Consider the following 2665-nt stretch of genomic DNA (forward strand, 5'->3'; position numbering starts at 1 on the left):
ATGTCCTGGCAGAGATAAGGGCATACCAGCAATTTGTCAATAGGGATGGTCTGTTGATTGTTGCCGATACCAGCTTTGCGGATTTAGCAGGAACACCCGTGGCTCCTTACCGATCCCTCGTCGATTCCAATCCACGCACGGCTATTGTTAGTTTTCTTGCTGAATCTGATGACTTTGAGCGCTGTGAAACTTACTTGAGTGCCTCTGGTTTGTCTAATTTTGCTGATGGCTACTTACGCCGTAAGCCTAGTGCCAAGGAGTAGGCTCTCTCGCTCGCCTCGGCCACTGCGTTCCAATTGAATTCAGCCAGGATCCTCCGTTGCAACCTCCGCACCCGAGGATCATTGCGACCTGCGTCGATGGCTGCTACCACAGCATTGAGCACGGAGCAGGGATCTGCCGGATCGCAATACCAGGCATCAGACCCCACATATGCTGCCTCGTGGCCAGCAATGCTTACCACAACAGGGGTACCAGCGAGGGCTGCCTCGAGGGTAACGAGACCACAGGTCTCGCACCAGCTAGGCAGCACGTGGACCGACGCAGCTGCATAGGCCGAAGCAAGTAGATCAGGTGATAGATGGCCATGGAGATGCAGCCGGCTTCCACCAATCGTTTTGCAAAGTTCGGTATACCCAGGATCCAGATCGTGTCGACCCGCGAGCACAACCGGCAGATCGGTGTGGCGAAGTGCCTGAAGCAGCATGGCGGTATTCTTTGGTGGTTCAACCCGCCCTGCCTGAAGTACAAACGGACCCCGCAAGCCGCTGAGTTTGCGGAAGGGCTCTGGATCTGGATCGCTAAATAGCCTGGGATCCACACCGTATGGTGCAACCTCCACCTGGGTTCCTCTCCAGGCAAGGTCACGACGCAAGGCAGCTAACTCCAGCCAACTGTTAGGGAGGAGTGCATCGACATCCTCAAGCAACCTGGCGATGCGGTTCAACTGTGCTGTTGCCGTTGGACCTGCTTGATCGAAATGAAGGACATCCCCATCAAAGATCACAGCGAGCGTGCGTGCGATCAGCTGCTTCAACAGGCGCTCGCCAATGGTTGGATCGTGCTGGAGCTTCTCCAGCACACCGCGTGCTGCCAGTGATCCCCAGCGCGCCTGGGTGAGGGAAATCCAGATCGGACTGACCACCACAGGGAGGTCAGCCAGGCGGGCCGCCGCCAACTGACCAGCCAGGGCTTGGTCGGTACGGGCGTTAAAAATGTGGACGAGGTCGACCCCGGTGGTATCAGGCTGGTTTGAGTAGGCCACGCGCACCTGATGGTTGCGGTGTCGTAAGCCTGCAGCGGTGGCCTCAATTTGCACACCGTCGCCCCCCATCATCTCGGCAGCGAGTCCATGGTTCACCAGCAGAATACGCAGGGACTCTGTCATCGGGTGCCAAAAGTTGGCGCCGGTAGATCATGAACCAGGCGCAGATCCTGAAACAGAAGGAGATGGTCTCGGCAGCGTTCCATGAGCTGCTGGAGATAGGGCAAAGCTCCCTGAGCGCGCATTACATGCAGGTCAATGCGATCGATAGGTTCAGGATTAGCCAGGACACTATCAGCTCCTTGCGTTTCCTTTAAATGCCTGCCGATATCCATCAGGCATTGCTCCAGTGCCAGCTTTAACATGAAGCGACTGTCGAGCCATTCCAGGCTACGAAGGTTGTATGTCTGCCTGTACTCGTCCAGCCTGAACGGCTCGAAGTGAACATCCCTGACCAGCAGCTGCGGACTGTCCGGCAGGCACGCATAGGCACTGGCCCAGGTTGAAGGCACCACGTGACCCTGGGCCACCGTGGCAATCAGTACCGTTCCGCCGCCGTTGAGGCGCAGCCGATGGAAGCAATGCACGTGCCCAGCCTTGACCAGGCGCCGGCGTGATTTGCTGGTGATAGGAGGGAGGCCGCTGCTACTGGAGGCCGTGTTGTTGAGCATCACCGCTGCGTGGCATCGTCCCATCTTCAACCCTGCGGCCAGACATGTCACCTATCGCAACGCGGGCCCGTTCAGGCGCAGATTATCCATAGGCTCTGTAGAGAGGCCAGCTGTGGACGATCATCAGGGTCATGCTCACGCTTGTCTGTGCCAGCCAGCAGTTCCCGAGTTATTTCTCACGGTCCACCCTGCTGGGCAGAAGCTTACGCCAGTTTCCACCAGCTCTGCGCCCGAGGTTGTTCCTGGTGGCTGGCAACCGGGGCAAGCACTGCCAAGGACTATCTGAGATCTACAACAAGGCCATCGAAGAGTTGCCCCCTGAGGGCATTGTGGCGTTTGTGCATGACGATCTGTTCGTGCACGACTGGTTTCTCCAGTTCCGCCTAGAGCGGGCACTGCGCCACTTTGATGTGGTGGGATTGGCCGGTGAGGGAGATGTTGGTCCACAGCAGGGCAACTGGTACTTCGAGCGAGGTGATAATGGTGGCTGGCAGTGGTCCCAGCGGCGGCCCAGCGGGTATCTGAATCACTGGGATCCCAGCCTGGTGGAACCCAATGCCTCTGGCCCCACACCGCGACGCTGCATGGTGCTTGTTGGGTTGCTTCTGGCCGCCAAAATTGAGGTCTTGCAACGCAGTGGACTGCGATTTGATCCCCAATTTCGCTTCCACGCCTACGACATTGACTTCTGCAGGTCGGCACTGGCGCTCGGCATGCGCCTGGGAACCTG

The 2665-nt window shown here is 58.0% G+C and carries 4 protein-coding genes; 2 read left to right on the top strand and 2 right to left on the bottom strand.

Features of this window, described 5'->3' with window-relative positions:
- On the top strand, positions 1 to 263 hold a 263-nt coding region (locus KB557_RS10525), incomplete at its 5' end, for a CmcI family methyltransferase (RefSeq protein ID WP_255133998.1).
- Here KB557_RS10525 and KB557_RS10530 read toward each other — a convergent pair.
- Both KB557_RS10530 and KB557_RS10535 read right to left on the bottom strand, forming a co-directional pair.
- The gene (locus tag KB557_RS10530; protein ID WP_255134000.1) at positions 230 to 1360 is read right to left on the bottom strand and encodes a glycosyltransferase family 4 protein; all 1131 of its coding nucleotides are present in this window, start codon (positions 1358 to 1360) and stop codon (positions 230 to 232) included. The genes KB557_RS10525 and KB557_RS10530 overlap by 34 nt on opposite strands.
- A gap of 23 nt (positions 1361 to 1383) precedes the next feature.
- Positions 1384 to 1938, bottom strand: coding sequence for a hypothetical protein (locus KB557_RS10535; protein WP_255134002.1), 555 nt, complete (start codon positions 1936 to 1938; stop codon positions 1384 to 1386).
- A gap of 128 nt (positions 1939 to 2066) precedes the next feature.
- Between KB557_RS10535 and KB557_RS10540 the strand changes: the two genes are divergently transcribed.
- The coding region (locus tag KB557_RS10540) for a glycosyltransferase family protein (protein ID WP_255134004.1) at positions 2067 to 2665 on the top strand (599 nt) is incomplete at its 3' end.

The organism is Synechococcus sp. Cruz CV12-2-Slac-r (assembly GCF_024346075.1).
In the GTDB taxonomy this organism is placed as follows: domain Bacteria; phylum Cyanobacteriota; class Cyanobacteriia; order PCC-6307; family Cyanobiaceae; genus Synechococcus_D.